This window comes from Treponema socranskii subsp. buccale, assembly GCF_024181585.1.
Taxonomy (GTDB): domain Bacteria; phylum Spirochaetota; class Spirochaetia; order Treponematales; family Treponemataceae; genus Treponema_D; species Treponema_D buccale.
This window is the reverse complement of sequence record NZ_CP054258.1, coordinates 2658290-2672733: the sequence shown is the minus strand read 5'-3', so window position 1 is coordinate 2672733 and position 14444 is coordinate 2658290. Positions and strand designations below refer to the sequence as shown.

Annotated in this window: 12 protein-coding genes; 6 read left to right on the top strand and 6 right to left on the bottom strand. The window is 51.6% G+C overall.

Annotated features, from left to right (window positions below):
- Positions 1 to 85 precede the first annotated feature (85 nt).
- The 5 genes from HRI97_RS11995 to HRI97_RS11975 form a co-directional block, all read right to left on the bottom strand.
- Positions 86 to 1117, bottom strand: coding sequence for an ABC transporter permease subunit (locus HRI97_RS11995; RefSeq protein ID WP_253725712.1), 1032 nt, complete (start codon positions 1115 to 1117; stop codon positions 86 to 88).
- On the bottom strand, positions 1114 to 2202 hold the full coding sequence (locus tag HRI97_RS11990; RefSeq protein WP_253725710.1) for an ABC transporter permease: 1089 nt from the start codon (positions 2200 to 2202) through the stop codon (positions 1114 to 1116). Before HRI97_RS11990 ends, HRI97_RS11995 begins: the two co-directional genes overlap by 4 nt.
- Positions 2189 to 3718, bottom strand: a complete 1530-nt coding sequence (locus HRI97_RS11985) for a sugar ABC transporter ATP-binding protein (protein WP_253725708.1) — start codon at positions 3716 to 3718, stop codon at positions 2189 to 2191. Before HRI97_RS11985 ends, HRI97_RS11990 begins: the two co-directional genes overlap by 14 nt.
- A 134-nt stretch (positions 3719 to 3852) precedes the next feature.
- Positions 3853 to 4821 carry an ABC transporter substrate-binding protein gene (locus HRI97_RS11980; RefSeq protein ID WP_253725707.1) on the bottom strand — a complete coding sequence of 323 codons (969 nt, stop codon included), beginning with the start codon at positions 4819 to 4821 and terminating at the stop codon, positions 3853 to 3855.
- A gap of 204 nt (positions 4822 to 5025) precedes the next feature.
- Entirely contained in the window at positions 5026 to 5226 is a 201-nt protein-coding gene (locus tag HRI97_RS11975) for a hypothetical protein (RefSeq protein ID WP_253725706.1), read from the bottom strand.
- Between the two features lie 194 nt (positions 5227 to 5420).
- On the opposite strand from HRI97_RS11975, the gene HRI97_RS11970 reads away from it, so the two are divergent.
- Positions 5421 to 6773 carry an MATE family efflux transporter gene (locus HRI97_RS11970; protein WP_253725704.1) on the top strand — a complete coding sequence of 451 codons (1353 nt, stop codon included), beginning with the start codon at positions 5421 to 5423 and terminating at the stop codon, positions 6771 to 6773.
- An 85-nt stretch (positions 6774 to 6858) separates the two neighbouring features.
- On the opposite strand, the gene HRI97_RS11965 is transcribed toward HRI97_RS11970, so the two are convergent.
- Positions 6859 to 7344 (bottom strand): flavodoxin family protein, encoded by a 486-nt coding sequence (locus HRI97_RS11965; protein ID WP_253725702.1) that lies wholly within the window; start codon positions 7342 to 7344, stop codon positions 6859 to 6861.
- 167 nt (positions 7345 to 7511) lie between these two features.
- Here HRI97_RS11965 and HRI97_RS11960 point away from each other — a divergent pair, with 167 nt between their 5' ends.
- The 5 genes from HRI97_RS11960 to HRI97_RS11940 all read left to right on the top strand — a co-directional run bounded on the left by HRI97_RS11960 (position 7512) and on the right by HRI97_RS11940 (position 14330).
- A complete protein-coding gene (locus tag HRI97_RS11960) occupies positions 7512 to 9836 on the top strand; it encodes an ATP-binding cassette domain-containing protein (RefSeq protein ID WP_253725701.1) in 2325 nt (774 codons plus the stop codon).
- Positions 9833 to 10393, top strand: a complete 561-nt coding sequence (locus tag HRI97_RS11955) for an NUDIX hydrolase (RefSeq protein ID WP_253725699.1) — start codon at positions 9833 to 9835, stop codon at positions 10391 to 10393. Before HRI97_RS11960 ends, HRI97_RS11955 begins: the two co-directional genes overlap by 4 nt.
- Positions 10394 to 10395: 2 nt before the next feature.
- Complete coding sequence (locus tag HRI97_RS11950) at positions 10396 to 10920, top strand: hypothetical protein (protein ID WP_253725698.1); 525 nt, start codon at positions 10396 to 10398, stop codon at positions 10918 to 10920.
- 81 nt (positions 10921 to 11001) lie between these two features.
- Positions 11002 to 12315: an SH3 domain-containing protein gene (locus tag HRI97_RS11945; RefSeq protein ID WP_253725696.1), complete on the top strand. Its 1314-nt coding sequence runs from the start codon at positions 11002 to 11004 to the stop codon at positions 12313 to 12315.
- A gap of 11 nt (positions 12316 to 12326) precedes the next feature.
- A complete protein-coding gene (locus tag HRI97_RS11940; RefSeq protein WP_253725695.1) occupies positions 12327 to 14330 on the top strand; it encodes an ABC-F family ATP-binding cassette domain-containing protein in 2004 nt (667 codons plus the stop codon).
- The last annotated feature ends 114 nt before the right edge of the window (positions 14331 to 14444 follow it).

The following is a 14444-nucleotide window of genomic DNA, read 5'->3' as shown; positions in this document are numbered from 1 at the left end:
TTTCCGTATAGCGCATTATACACCGTAACGGCTGCAAATACAAACGATGCGGACATACCGAACGCGCCGATGCGCGCATTTACACTTACTGCCGCTTTTGATTTTTCATCATGATAAATACGCTCTGCAACACGATGAAAAAACAGAGCAGTGCGGACAGCACGATTTTATTCCACCACGACGAAAGCGTTCCGTTGCACCGGATATAGGTTTCGATCGTCGCTTTGATGAGCACGCCGAAAAAGGTTCCGACAACGGTGCCGACGCCGCCGGTAAGCATCGTACCGCCGATAACCGCCGATGCGATGGCATCCATTTCAAAGCCGCGCGCCTGTTCGACGAAACCGCTCGTCGTGTTGAGACAAAAGACGAATCCCGCAAGAGAGGCGAGGAATCCGTTGAGCATATACGCGAGGAATTTCGTTTTGCGCACATTGATACCCATGAGCAGAGCCGACTGTTCGTTGCCGCCGACCGCAAAAAGATTGCGTCCGAATTTCGTATACTTGCAAACGTACCAGATAACGGCCATTGCGGCGAGCGCGATGATAACGCTCGGATGGATAAACGGATACATCTTTACACCGCGTCTGTTTACCGTCGCGCCGATAAGCAGACGGATATCTTTATTCGCGATGGCGAGAAAGGTTCGGTTTTCGGTGATGGCGATTTGGTTGACGCTGATGATCGCCGTCAGTCCGCGGCAAAAAAACATTCCCGCGAGCGTGATGATAAAGGGCTGCAGCTTCATATAGGCGACGAGAAATCCCTGAACCGCTCCGAATGCGACACCGAACAGCAGTACGAAAAAAATCGCAGCCCACGCATTCATCCCCATGTTTTGCATGGAATACGCGAGCATCATACACACAAGACCGACGACCGAACCGATGGAAATATCGATGCCGCCGGTGATCATGATGATCGTCATACCTGAAGCGGCGATTATCAATCCTGCATTGTCGATAAGCATATTGCAAAACGTTTGAAATTTACCGAAACCCGCATCGGCAAAGATGATGCAGCCTGCGATATACATTATGACGAACAGAACGATCGTGACGAAAAGTAAAAAATTGCTGCCGTCGAGTTTTCGTTTGAACAGCTGAGTTTTCATTGTGATGCCTCCATCGTTGCGCTGCGGGCATGTCTGCGCTTCAGCTTATACACCGCACGGATCCGTTTGAACTCCTCCGACTGCAGCGTCACGATGAGAACGACGACGATCGCTTTATATACGGGAAGCTGATCCGCCGAAACGCCCACGGCATAGAGTCCCGTCGTGAGCGCTTGAATCGTAATCGCGCCGATAACGGAACCGGCAAGATTGAATTTACCGCCGCCGAGACTGTTGCCGCCGAGGGCTACCGCGAGGATCGCATCGAGCTCCATGTAGAGTCCGATATTGTTTGCATCGCTCGAATAGATACGGCTCGACGAGATGAGGCCTGCGAGCCCCGATGCGAGTCCGCAAAACACATAGCAAAAAAAGATGACGAGCGTCGAATTGATGCCGACGAGCCGGCCCGCTTTCGGATTTATGCCGACCGTTTCAATATACATGCCGAGCGCGGTTTTTCTGAGCAGCAGCGTCGTCGCGATGACGAAAGCGGCGGCGATAAAAACGGGCGTGGGAATGACGACGCCCGGAATAAAACCTCCGATGTATTTAAACGATTCCATACGCACGTAGAGAATTTGACCGGGCACCATGACGCCGTTGATCTCCCGCGCGCTCAACAACTGCGCGATGCCGCGCCCTGCGGTAAACAGGATAAGTGTGGCGATCATCGGTTGTATACGAAGGCGAGCCACGAGAAACCCGTTGAACGCGCCGCACGCGACGCCTGCAATCAGACATATCACCGCCGCGAATGCGAAAGGGACGGCATACGCGTCGTAGCTTGAACCGAGCAGGCGGACGCAGACTGCGGCCGCGACCGCTTCGACCGCACCTACGGAGATATCCGTACCGCGTGAAGAAGCGACGGCGAGCGTCATGCCGATCGACAAAATGACCAATTCGCACGCACGGTTTAAAATGTCGATCGTATAGCCGTACAGCACACCGTTTTGAATGGATATTTTAAAAAACGACGGCGTAATGATTACGTTTACGCAAAGCATGATGATAAGCGCGGCGACCGGCAGCAGCAGAGGATTGCGCGCTAACGATTGCCGCAGCGATTTATTCGTTGCCATTGTTTTCTCCTCCGGCTATCGCCGCCATAACGTCGTGCTGCGTGAGGTCGTCGTTTTCGAGTTCGCCGACTTTTTTTCCGTCGCGAAGTACACACAGACGGTTCACCGTACGGAGCATTTCGTCGATTTCGGAACTGATAAACATAATAGTCATGCCTTGCCCTGCAAGCTGAACGATAAGTTTTTGAATTTCCGTTTTTGTTCCGACATCGATGCCGCGCGTCGGTTCGTCGAGAATCAAAAAATCGGGATGCGTTATAAGCCATCGCCCGATGATCACTTTTTGCTGATTTCCGCCCGACAGCTGACGAACGAGCGTTTCCGGTGACGGCGTTTTAATATTGAGCGCTTTGATGTACCGTTCGGCAAGTTCGTTTTGCTTCGCCGCCGGCAGCAGTTTGAAAACGCCGGTTTTAGCCTGCAGCGCGATTATTAAATTTTCTCGCACCGACAGATCGGCGATGATGCTTTCATCTTTGCGGTCTTCCGGCAAAAACGCCATTCCCGCGCGCATGGAGTCGATCGGTTCCGACGCTTTCAGTTTTTCGTTTTTGAAAAACAGCGTACCGGTATCGACTTTGTCCGCACCGTACAGGGTGCGCGCAAGCTCCGAGCGGCCGGAGCCGAGCAATCCCGTCAGCCCGACGACTTCACCCTGCTTGATTGCGATATCGAACGGCTTTATCGTACCCGTGTGAGAAAGTCCGACCGCACGAACGACTTCCGCTGCGTGATCGGAACGATCGCTGCCCTGCGTATTGCTGCGGATGGACGCGAGCTCGTCGAATTCGTGGCCGAGCATCGTTGCAACGAGTTTGACACGCGGCAGTTCGCCGATAGGAAATTCGCCTTCGAGCTCTCCGTTGCGAAGCACGGTAATTCTGTCGCACACTTCGTATACTTGTTCGAGAAAGTGCGTAACGAACACGATACCCGTTCCCTGCGATTTTAATTTTTTCATAACCGCAAAGAGATTTGCGACTTCACGGTCGTCGAGCGAACTCGTCGGCTCGTCGAGGATGAGCACTTTGCAGTTGAAGTTGACCGCGCGCGCGATGGCGATCATCTGCTGGATCGCAACGGAGTATTTGCCGAGCGCGCGCGTTACATCGATATGCGAAAGTCCGACATTACCGAGAATTTCTTTTGCCGTCTCGTTCATCTTTTTCCAATCGATGGCAAAATGTTTTTTCGGCTGATGTCCGACGAAAATATTTTCGGCAACGGAAAGATTCGGACAAAGATTTACTTCCTGATATACGGTACTGATGCCGTTTTGTAGCGCTTCTTCGGGCGAACGGTTGTCGATTTCTTTGCCGTCTAGCAGTATCGTCCCTTCGTCCCGCGTATGTACTCCGGTGAGAACTTTGATAAGCGTACTTTTTCCGGCGCCGTTTTCTCCCATCAGCGCGTGTATTTCTCCGCGGCGCAGCGTGAAATCGACATGCTGAAGCGCTTTTACGCCCGGAAATGTTATGGAAATATTTTTCATAGAAAGCATAACATCGCCGTTCATAGTTCCTCCGCTGTTGCGATAAGACATCTCGAAAAACTCGTCTTTAGCGATTTTTTCGAAATTTCGACTAATTGAAAATGCCGGAGACGCGCAGAGTTTCGGCGTTCCGGCAAATTTATTAATATATTGTGCAATTAATATTTGCGGTTCGGTAATTCTTTTGCAGCATTTGTCTGATCGAACACGCCTTCGACGACGTACTGAATCTTTTCAACCTTTTTACCCTTTTCAAGTTTTTGAATGATTTCGGCGATACGCGGTCCGTGAAGCGGATTGCATTCGACCGCGCAGTTGAGCTCTCCTGCGATCATTTTATTAAACGCTTCGTGAACGGCGTCAAACGAAATGATGATGATGTCTTTGCCCGGGCGTTTGCCGGCGGCTTTGATGGCATCGATTGCGCCGAACGCTTCGTTGTCGTTTTCACAGAATACGACGTCGATTTTCGGATACGCTTTTAAGAACGATTCCATCACTTCCTGTCCCTTGGCCTGCGTGAATTCGCCGGATTGTTTTGCAAGCAGATGATATTTGGGATTTTTCGCGAGCCCTTCGGTGATGCCCTGCGTGCGTCCGACCTGTGCGGAAGAACCGATCGTTCCCTGAATGAGGACGACATTCAAATCTTCTTTATCACGGCCGATTTTTTTCAAATATCCGTTGAGCCACGTGACCGCATCGTTTCCTTCTTTGACGAAATTTCCGCCGACCCAGCAGACGTACAAGCTGTTATCGGAAACTTTCATTAAGCGGTCGGAAAGCAAAACGGGGATGCCTGCGCGCTTGGCTTCGTTGAGAACCGTTTCCCATCCCGTTTCAACGACGGGAGCGACGACGATATAATCGACATCCTGTTGGATAAAATTGCGGATCGCTTTGATTTGATTTTCCTGTTTTTGCTGTGCATCGTCGAAGATCAGTTTATAGCCGTTCGCTTTGGTGAACGTGCTTTTAAAAGATTCCGTGTTCGCCATCCGCCAATCCGATTCGGCGCCGACCTGCGCATAACCGACCGTGATGACGCCCTTAGGTCCGGCTGCAAACGCGCCCGCCATGCAGATGCTTGCCGCTACGATGCAGCTTATCGTTTTAATCAATTTCATAAAGTTCCTCCTATAAAACTTTTCTATAAGAACCGATAAATCGATTGTACGGCGGTATTTTAAAAAAGTACATAAATAATTTTATCGATTTCGGTTTAAGTTTTTTTGAACGGAGGGCGGTATCTGTGCGATTGCATTTACGGCGGTGTTGCGCCGACGGAAACGTTTGTTTTTTTCCGAAAAAAGGTAGATAATTTACCGCTCTTACTTCCCCGTCTCCGCTTCTTTTTTCAGCCCCTCGTTTTCGGCTTTATCGAAATCGATCGGTGCGAAAGGCATGGCAAGGGCATCCGTTGCTTCCTGTGCGGTTTTTTCCGACGATTTCGCCGTGCATGCCGCAGGCAGAAATGCGGACATACATATACACAATATCGAAATTGATAAAACGATTTTTTTAATAATCATGCCGGCCTCCGTATTATCATAACACGGATTCGTACGCGCAATCAACGTATGATCTCGGTTGAACGGCGGTTTTTTTTACGGTGAAAAAATACCATTATTAAAATAATATTGCCGCCGCCGGAATCGATTTTTAATAATCGGTTTGACGGATAATCGATTTGACAGAGCGCGCCGTTCTCTATACACTCATAGAAATGCAGGAAAATAAAATGGGCACGATGCCCGTGACCAAGCTCATCTTGAATATGTCGCTTCCGATGATGTTTTCGATGTTCGTGCAGGCGCTCTACAATATCGTCGACAGCGTGTTCGTCGCACAGATAAACGAAAATGCGCTCACGGCGGTATCGCTCGCTTTTCCCGTTCAGGGACTCATGATCTCAGTCGGCGTCGGAACGGCGGTCGGCGTCAATGCCCTCCTTTCGATGCGTCTCGGACAAAAAAAACAGGACGAAGTAAATGCGACTGCCGAAAACGGACTCTTTCTCGCCGTGTGCAGCTTTATCGCGTTTTTCGTTATCGGCCTCTTTTGCATGCACCCTTATCTTACAAGCCAAACGGCTGACAGCGAAATTATCGATTTCGGCATGGAGTATTTGAACGTCGTCGTGCTCGGCTCTTTCGGTATGTTTTCCGCAATCATGCTTGACCGCCTTTTGCAGGGGACGGGGCGCACGGTTTTTACGATGTATTCGCAGACGGCGGGCGCACTCACGAATATCATCCTCGATCCGCTGCTCATCTTCGGCATCGGCCCCTTCCCGCGCATGGGTATGACGGGGGCTGCGCTCGCAACGGTTATCGGGCAGTGGCTCAGCATGTGCCTGTCGTTCGTTTTCAACGTGAAAATCAATACGGAGATTCAATTCCGCTTGTCGCGCTTCCGTCCCGACGCGTTCGTGATACGGCAGATTTATAAAGTCGGCGTGCCGTCGATCCTGCTCAATTCGATCACGTCGGTTACGACGTATTTTTTGAACCTCATTCTCGGCTCGTTTTCGTCGACGGCGATCGCGGTGTACGGCGTGTACTTTAAACTGAACAGCTTTATCTTTATGCCGGTTTTCGGTTTGAATAACGGCATCGTTCCGATCATCGCGTACAACTACGGAGCGGAACACAAAAAGCGTATCGTGCAGACAATCAAAAACGGCACACTCCTCGCCGTCGGCATTATGGCTTTCGGTACGCTTATTTTCGAAGTCTTTCCGGTGCAGCTGCTGAAACTCTTTCAAGCGTCCGATGCGATGCTTGCGATCGGAGTGCCCGCGATGCGCATCGTCGCGTCGAGCTTTGTCGGTGCTGCCGTCGCGATTTCACTGTCGTCGATCTTTCAAGCATTCAGCTCGGCGATGTACAGCATGTTCGTTTCTTTTGCGCGTCAGCTCCTCGTTCTTTTGCCTGCCGCCTATCTTTTGTCGCTCGCCCGCAATATCGACGATGTATGGCTTGCTTTTCCGATCGCGGAAGTCATGTCGGTCGGTCTCTCGTGCTTTTTTATGGTGAAAGTATACCGCACGAAAATCAAGCCTCTTTCGGAGCGATAAGGCGGGCAACCGTTTTTTCGATTATTGTTCTCTCTATATAAACCGAATCCGTTTTTTGCGGTATTTTCCGCGTGCGCTTAAAACTTCAACCGGACAGAGCGGAGACGATCTCGTCGATCGCGTCGTCGACCGCTTTTCCGCTTTTGAACGCGGGATTTATAAAAGATGCCCGGCAGAGAATTTCATTGCCGGCGAGGAGCGACTCCATTTTGTTAAAACAGGTTTCCGCTTGTCCTCCGCCCGAACATGCAAAGAGCGCGATGCGTTTTCCGTCAATCTTTGTACGCCGCAAAAAAGTATTGATTGCCGGAGCGGGACGGCTTGCCCAGACGGGAGTACCGATGACGATGTTGCGGAAAGGCGCAAGATCGGGGAGCGGAGACTTCAATTCGGGCTGCACGCCGCAGAGAGCGTCGCGTCCTCCGATAAAAAATTTTTTGAACCCTTTACGCGGGTACGCCCTTTTCGTTTCAAGCCGTACGAGTTTTGCGCCCGTTTTTTCCGCAATGCGCCGGGCGACATGGTCGGTATTTCCGTCGAGCGAATAATATATGATTACCGTATCTTCCATACCGATAACAATACCGCGAATTCGCTTGCCGGTCAAATGCCGCGCCGAATGCGTGTCCGGTAAGATACGAACCGACGTATGCGCAAATCGGTAAACGTGCGAAAAAATACCGCGCACGCTGAACGCGCGAATTGGCTTTTTCCGCCGTTTCGGATATGATAAACGCGATGCGAGTTCTTTCCGTCGATCACGTAAGCTACACTTATCCGCAGCAAAATATGCCGGCCGTCAACGATGTCGATTTTTCGCTCGAACACGGTTCGTACACGGCCGTCGTCGGATTGAACGGAAGCGGAAAGAGTACGCTTGCGCGGATTTTGTGCGGTCTCCTCGATGCCGACTGCGGCGAAGTTTCGTATGCGAGCGGCGTTCGCTCGGCTCTCGTATTTCAATCGCCGAAAGATCAAATCATCTGCAGCGTCGTTTTCCGCGATACGGCTTTCGGCCCGCAAAACCTCGGCCTCTCACCCGATGAAGTCGAACTCCGCACGATCGAATCGCTTACCGTCGTCGGTCTGCTTCATAAAGCTTCTTCGCCGTCCGTAACGCTGTCTCTCGGGCAAACGCAAAAAGAAGCGCTCGCCGGCATCATCGCGATCGATCCGGACGTGATCATACTGGACGAAGCGCTTTCCATGCTCGACCCCGATTCGAAAAACGATATATTTGCCTTCCTTTCGTATTGGGTTCGAAAAGGGCGGACGGTCGTCCACATCACGCATGATACGGATGCGATCCGAAAAGCGAAGGATGTCATCGCGATGGAAAAGGGGAAGATCGTATATTCGGGAACGACGGATGATTTTTTTACCGATACCGAACTGTGTGAACGCATTACGGGAGAAAAAATCGTAAACTCCGTTTTTAAAAAAAATAATAAAAATGCGATGAAATTTTCCGCCGTGTCGAATATGCCCGATGCCGAAGCGATAAATGCATCATCGCTAAAAGAAGCCGCGCGTCGGACGATTGTGTGCGATGATGCGGCGGAAGCGTATGCGGCACATGCCGTAAAAAAATCCGAAGCCTCTCTTGCCTTTTGCAATGTCGGATTTTCCTACGGTGAAAACGTCATTTTTAACAATATTAATTTTTCGCTTGCAAAAGGAACGCTTACCGCACTCACCGGCGTTTCGGGCAGCGGCAAATCGACGCTGTTGGAAATGGCGGCGGGTTTGCTCGCTCCGTCTTACGGCGAAATTCGCTGCGATTCGCGTCCCGCTTTGTGCAGGCAAAACAGCGACGCCGCCCTTTTCGAACGCTTTGCCGCAGACGATGTCGCCTTCGGACCCGGAAACCGCGGTGTTCGGGGAAAAGCGCTCGTTTCGCTCGTAAAGCGCTCGATGGATGAAGCGGGCATCCCGTACGCCGAATACGCGGAACGCCAGACGGCAGAACTTTCGGGCGGTGAAAAACGGCGGCTTGCCGTTGCGGGGATCATCGCGCTCGACGCTCCGGTGCTGCTCTTCGACGAACCGACTGCGGGGCTCGACGGCCCTTCCCGCGCAAAGACGATAGCGCTCCTTCGCTCGCTGGCCGTTTCGGGACATACGGTGCTGTTCAGCACGCACCGCCCGGACGAAGCCGATTTTGCCGACGAAGAGATATCCGTTCGGGACGGCGAGCTTTTTCTCGTTCGAAGTAACGCGGCTTCATCGAACGGCGAAAAAATTATTAAAAAGGGAAAATCCGATGCGGACGGTGCCGCAGGTTTCGACGCGCAGATGAATCGGTATACGCTTCCCGATACGGTACAGATGCCGCTTGAAGGTGCGAAATTATTAAATTCGATCCGTGCAGCTTCGGCGAATACGGGGAACGTCAAAAAAAACGGCAGTATAGCAGCGAAACTTCCGCCGGCAGTTAAATTCATCGTTTTTATCGCGCTCTTTGCCGCCTCTCTTGCCGTCCGACCGCTTTCGTTATGCGTGTGTATGTTTTTGCTTTCGCTCGTCTACGCGTTCTTGGCAAAGTATCCGAAACGGCGCCTTTTTTTATCGCTCGTAAAGACGGTTCCGCTTTTGCTGTTTTTTTGCATCTTTCAGATGATTTTTTATCCGCCGCTTGAAGGCGAACGGATGCTCCTCGCTTATCGATATTTTACCGTTACGCCGTCGAAGCTTTTGCTTTGCCTTACGACGCTTATCCGCACCGAAGGGGCTATCGCATGTATACTTTCGTTTTCATATACGACGCCGGAATACGATATCGTCGACGGTCTTTCGGTTTTGTTAAAGCCGCTTGCAATATTTCATATTCCCGTGCGATACGTTATCATAATAACGGAAATAGTTTTTCGCTTTATGCCCCTGCTTTTGGATGAAGCGTCGGAAATTATTAAAACGCAGCTCATCCGCGGCGGGCTAAAGGATGCGAAAGGATTTTTCGGCCGCGTGCGTTCGCTTATTCCGCTTTTTGTACCGCTTATCATGCAGACGATACGGAGGTCGGAAGCGCTCGCGGATGCGCTGACCGAAAGGTGTTTTTCATGAACTGCAATAATAATTTTAATTTGTGCCCCATGTGCGGCGGAAAAAATATCGGCTTTGTCGATAACAAAAAATGGTTTTGCTCCGACTGCGCTTTTACGCTGTATCACAATGTCGCCGCCGCCGTGTGCGTCATCGTCGCCGACGGGGAAGGAAATGTGCTGCTTGAAAAAAGGGCAAAAGAGCCGCGCAAGGGATTTTTCGCGCTGCCCGGCGGTTTTATCGATCCGGACGAAAGCGCCGACGAAGCGGCTCTTCGCGAATGCAGGGAAGAAGCCGCTTTGGAAATACGGCGCGTGCAATACCTGTGCTCGTTTCCGAACACGTATGAGTATAAACGCATTTTGTATAAAACCTGCGACGTGTTTTACCGTGCATCCCTTCCGCGCGGCATCGAAACGATCGATGCGTTGATAAAAAATCTTCGTGCGCAAAAGAGCGAAGTCGAAAGCTTTACGGCGGTGCGGATTTCGAACGATGCCGAGCTTGCCGCCGCTCCGCTCGCATTTGAAAATTCGCGCCGCGCGCTCGGCGTCTGGCTCAAGCGGAGGCGGCGGTAAAAATGGACACAACGATAACGAAAGCCGTGTACGCCGCGTCGGCGGTTTTGTACTCGCTGCTCGTTTTAACAATTTTTTTGCGGAAAAAATCGATTTTAAAGCGCGCGGGAAAATGCGTGTTTTCGGCGCGGCCGCGTCCGGCAAAATTCTCGGCGGCGATCATCGTGTGCGCTCCCTTTATCATGCTTTTCAGCGCCTTCGTCGATCTGCGCTTTTATTTTAAGTGGATGCTCTGCGCCGTCGCATTGCTCGCAACGGAAATCGCCGTCCGAGAAGCTTCGACGTTACGTTCGTCGGGCGTGTATGAAAACGGTGTCGTAACGGAAGGCGAAGTCATTTTGTTTAAGGATATCTGCGTCGCAAAAAAAGGCTCGGAAACGGGCGAAATACGGGGAGAGTGCATTATGGAATTGGAAGTCCGCGGAAAAGGGATGCGGCGCATCACCTATGCCGACGAAGGCGAACGGGACGCCGTATTGAAAGCGATATTCGAATGTCGTCCGCAATTAAAACGCGGCACGGTATAAAAATCGAGTGCTGAAAATCCGTGCGTAAAAGCATCCCTCTCACCGATGACTTTTTTACCGTGCTGTGCTATGCTGTATTCTATGATTTGTTTGACGAAAAAATACGGATTGATTGCGCTCTGCTCGATTTCGTTTGCGCTCGCGTCCTGTTCACGCTTTATGGGATACGGCATGCTGCTGTGGGATATCCCCGAGAGAGATCTCCGAGACGGCGATATTCTCCCCGTGTATATCCGTTCAAATATTTCTCATACTTATGCCGTATCTGCGCCCAAATCGAAAGATCGTTTCGATATTCCGCTGTGGCAGATTACGCCGCCCGCTTCCCGCCGCGAAACGAAAAAGATAAAGCTCCGATATGCGGAATTCCTTCATCGCTATGCATCGGTAAAGCTCGACGGGCTTCCGATCAGAGCGGAACCGGTTAACACTGCGAGACAGGTGTACCGTCTCAGAAAAGGCGAAATTATTAAGATTTTGTATAAGGGAGAGGGGCAGGCGGTTATGACCGGATCCGATGCGCTTGAAGGAAATTGGCTGCGCGTTTTGACGTCGAGCGGTACACAGGGCTGGTGTTTTTCATATAACCTCGAACTCTTTGAAATGCAAAAGGGAGGAGAAGCTGCAGCGGGTGAGGGGAGCGGAGATGAAGAAAAAGACGACGCTTTTGAAAAGCTCGCCGGGACGATATGGTATCCCGATTATTACCGCTCGATGATACGCGAAAAGAGAATCGATCCGATTCGTATGAATGCAGCTTATTGCTTTACGGTCGATGCCGAAAATCAAAAAGTGTCGCTGAATCTTCCCGAACGTTACGGTTCGTGGGAATACGGAGCGGCGATGAAAACCGCCGACGGCGAATACACGTTTACCGATACACCCGTAAAGGTTTCCGTTAGGGACAATTATATCGCCGTTACCTGCGCCGACGATGCGGGCAGACCGCGCGATTATAATTTTATCGCACTCGGAGACGATATCGATATAGCAGCCCTCGTTGCCGAAGAAAAAGAGCGGCGCGGCGCCGAATATGCGCGCATCGCAGCGGCGGGACCGAATTTTAAAAGCGCCGCATACGGACAGCTTTCGCTTAAACGCGACGGCTCCTTTACGTGGCGGGGCAACCGAAGGCTCGTTCCGTCTCTCATCGCCGAAAGCGCGAAGGGCGGCGGTACGGTCGGAATCGATTATTTTATCGACGCGTCGCTTTCGCCGCAGTACGACGGTGTGCTTTCATTTTCCTTTGAAGGTATGAAAGCCAAAGTGAATTTTTTGTATAAAATCGAAGCGAACGGCATACGTCTTGAAGATGCGTCCGAAGCGCGCTTCGAAGGCAATACCCTCGTGCGGCGGGGAGCAAGTCCGCTCGTCATCTTTTTCGAAAAAAATTAGCAGCGGTTGTCATGGCTTTCGTTCAGTTTTCAAAAGTATCGCTCGCGTTCGGCGACCGCGACATATTAAAAAACGTTTCGATCAATCTGCAGTCGGGTACCAAAGCCGCTCTTACGGGCGCGAACGGGGAAGGAAAGTCGACGCTCATCAAAGTGATGGCCGGTCTCATTCCCTGCGACAGCGGAACGAGAGTCGTGCAAAAGGATGCGCGCATCGGCTACTTGCCGCAGTCGGGGCTTACGCACGCGGGACGCACGCTGCTTGAAGAAGCGGATACCGCGTTTCAATTCGGCTACGATATGCAGGCGGAAATCGATCGGATAGGCGATGAACTTTCGCTGCACCCGGAAAACGCAGGCGACCTTGCCGAGCGTCAAGCTTCTCTCATTGCCGCGCTCGACGAAAGCGGCTGGCACAGGAGGCGGGCGCAGGCGGAAGCGGTGCTTTCGGGGCTCGGTTTTTCGCGCGAAGATTTTGCCAAACGGACTGAAGCCTTTTCGGGCGGCTGGCAGATGCGCATTGCACTTGCAAAAGTGCTCATGCAAAATCCCGACATACTCCTCCTCGACGAGCCGACGAATTACCTCGACATAGAAGCGCGTACTTGGCTCGAGCGGTTTTTGCAGTCGTTCAAAGGCGGATTTTTGCTCGTCAGCCACGACCGCTATTTTCTCGACGTCAGCGTTACCGAAGTGTACGAACTTTTCGGCGGCGAACTCAAACGCTATCCGGGAAACTTTACGCACTACGAAGCGGTACGCAAAACCGAATTGAAAACGCTCATCGCCTCTTACGAACAGCAGCAAAAGGAAATCCGTCACCTCGAAGAATTTATCAGACGTTTCGGCGCAAAAGCGACAAAGGCATCTCAAGCGCAGGAGCGGCAAAAGCAGCTCGATAAAATACAGCGCATCGAGATTCCCGAATCGATGAAGAAAATACGCTTCGTTTTTCCTCCCGCTCCCCATGCGGGAAAGGTCGTGCTCCGCATAAACGGCGTAACGAAAAGTTATGACGGAGAACACAATGTGCTCGATAAGCTCGACGTGACGATCGAAAACGGGGATCGGCTCGTGGTTGCGGGGCACAACGGAGCGGGCAAATCGACGCTCCTCCGGATCATCGCGGGGGAAGATACTGCTTTTTCGGGCGAGCTCGTATTCGGGAGCGGCGTGCGCACGGGGTATTTTTCTCAGGACAGTTCGGAAGAAATCTCCGGCAGCGAAAGCATCATCGATTATATAGAAAGTGTCGCTCCGCTTGAAATGATTCCGAAAGTGCGCGACATGCTCGGTGCGTTTTTGTTTCGCGGAGACGACGTATTTAAAAGTTTGGACGTGCTCTCGGGCGGGGAGAAAAACCGCATCGCCCTCTTAAAGCTTTTGCTCGAGCCGGTCAATTTTCTCGTGCTCGACGAACCGACGAATCACCTCGATATGCATTCGAAAGACGTGCTCATGCAGGCGCTCAAAGATTTCGGCGGTACCGTCGTATTCGTGAGCCATGACCGCGGTTTTATCGAAGGGCTTTCGACGCGCGTGCTCGCTCTCGAATCGGGACGCTTTCGCATTTTTCCGGGCGATTATGCGTATTACCTTGAACGCATCGAAGCCGAAAAAAACGGAACGGTTGCAGGTATGCCTTTTGCATCTTCGGCCGACGGAAAGGCGCAATCCGTCTCTCGTGCTGCCGGATCGGGGATGGGCGAAAAGCTTTCAGGTACGAACGGTGCGCTCGCGGGAGGACAGCTTTCGTGGGAAGAAGCGAAAAAGCGAAAAGCCGAACAGCGCAAACTCGAACGCGAAGTCGAACGGCTCGAAACGGAAATCGCCGCGCTCGAAGCGCAAAAGGCCGAATGTGAAAACGAACTTGCCAAGCCCGAAGTGTATGCATCGGGAGAAAGATCACGCGTCGTGCAAAAGCGCCTCGCGGATACGGAAGCGCGTCTTACTTTACTCGGCGAAGAATGGGAGGCGGCCGCCGAAAGTGCGGAACGTGTAAAAGCGCAAAGCTGACGATACCCTGATAATTCTTCGAACTGATATAATCCGCAAATAAAAAAACATACCTCGATGTTTTACGTCGGAGATATATTGATTCGTCCGTCTTTGCGATAATGTTTTTGCCTT

What these genes read in the sequence shown, in the direction of transcription:
- HRI97_RS11995 (WP_253725712.1), bottom strand. Translation starts at nt 1,117, where the DNA reads ATGAAAACTCAGCTGTTCAAACGAAAACTCGACGGCAGCAATTTTTTA.
- HRI97_RS11990 (WP_253725710.1), bottom strand. Translation starts at nt 2,202, where the DNA reads ATGGCAACGAATAAATCGCTGCGGCAATCGTTAGCGCGCAATCCTCTG.
- HRI97_RS11985 (WP_253725708.1), bottom strand. Translation starts at nt 3,718, where the DNA reads ATGAACGGCGATGTTATGCTTTCTATGAAAAATATTTCCATAACATTT.
- HRI97_RS11980 (WP_253725707.1), bottom strand. Translation starts at nt 4,821, where the DNA reads ATGAAATTGATTAAAACGATAAGCTGCATCGTAGCGGCAAGCATCTGC.
- HRI97_RS11975 (WP_253725706.1), bottom strand. Translation starts at nt 5,226, where the DNA reads ATGATTATTAAAAAAATCGTTTTATCAATTTCGATATTGTGTATATGT.
- HRI97_RS11970 (WP_253725704.1), top strand. Translation starts at nt 5,421, where the DNA reads ATGCAGGAAAATAAAATGGGCACGATGCCCGTGACCAAGCTCATCTTG.
- HRI97_RS11965 (WP_253725702.1), bottom strand. Translation starts at nt 7,344, where the DNA reads ATGGAAGATACGGTAATCATATATTATTCGCTCGACGGAAATACCGAC.
- HRI97_RS11960 (WP_253725701.1), top strand. Translation starts at nt 7,512, where the DNA reads ATGCGAGTTCTTTCCGTCGATCACGTAAGCTACACTTATCCGCAGCAA.
- HRI97_RS11955 (WP_253725699.1), top strand. Translation starts at nt 9,833, where the DNA reads ATGAACTGCAATAATAATTTTAATTTGTGCCCCATGTGCGGCGGAAAA.
- HRI97_RS11950 (WP_253725698.1), top strand. Translation starts at nt 10,396, where the DNA reads ATGGACACAACGATAACGAAAGCCGTGTACGCCGCGTCGGCGGTTTTG.
- HRI97_RS11945 (WP_253725696.1), top strand. Translation starts at nt 11,002, where the DNA reads ATGATTTGTTTGACGAAAAAATACGGATTGATTGCGCTCTGCTCGATT.
- HRI97_RS11940 (WP_253725695.1), top strand. Translation starts at nt 12,327, where the DNA reads ATGGCTTTCGTTCAGTTTTCAAAAGTATCGCTCGCGTTCGGCGACCGC.